The 680-nt window shown below is 62.1% G+C and carries 2 protein-coding genes; both read left to right on the forward strand.

The window, feature by feature from the left end; genetic code table 11:
• The coding region (locus tag V8Z74_RS26225) for an NAD(P)(+) transhydrogenase (Re/Si-specific) subunit beta (RefSeq protein ID WP_349712333.1) at nt 1–130 on the forward strand (130 nt) is incomplete at its 5' end.
• Between the two features lie 229 nt (nt 131–359).
• Nucleotides 360–680, forward strand: a 321-nt coding sequence (locus V8Z74_RS26230) for an Arm DNA-binding domain-containing protein (protein WP_349712331.1), incomplete at its 3' end; no start/stop codon positions are given.

Genomic DNA, 680 nt, shown 5'->3' on the forward strand with positions numbered 1-680 from the left:
GATGAAGCGCTCCATGGCCTCGGGCTACGCGGGCGTGGACAACCCGCTGTTCTACAAGGACAACAACCGCATGCTGTTCGGGGATGCCAAGAAGATGCTCGACGAGGTGCTGGCGGCGCTCAGGAGTTGAGCACCGGCGCATGAAGCCAAAAAGCCTGCGGCGCACGCCGCAGGCTTTTTTTTATTTCACGATGACTCCAGCACCGAACTTTGCTGGACTGCGCTAGAACCCGATACAGAAGGTTTATCAATAACTTACGCGCGTCCATCATATGCCGGTGCTTTCTGAAACCTGACCCGGCTTCCGCTCTCATGGCTCCCATGTGGCTCTTGGAAACGGGTCTTTCCGAGGAGTCATCATGGCCAAGATCAAGCTCACCAAGACCGCCGTGGAGGCGGCGCAACCCCAGCCGCAGGCCGTCGAACTACGGGATACCGTGGTGCCTGGCTTCCTGTGCAAGATTACCCCGGCGGGCCGCCGCGTGTTCATGCTCCAGTACCGCACGAACGCGGGCGAGCGACGCAAGCCCGCCCTGGGCCTGTTCGGGGAACTGACCGTTGAACAGGCCCGCGTCATGGCTCAGGACTGGTTGGCCGAGGTTCGCCGGGGCGGCGATCCTGGCGGCGCCAAGGCCGATGCGCGCAAGGCGCCCACCGTCACGGAGCTGTGCAAAAAGTTC

This window comes from Comamonas sp. w2-DMI (genome assembly GCF_040187735.1).
In the GTDB taxonomy this organism is placed as follows: Bacteria; Pseudomonadota; Gammaproteobacteria; order Burkholderiales; family Burkholderiaceae_C; genus Comamonas; species Comamonas terrae.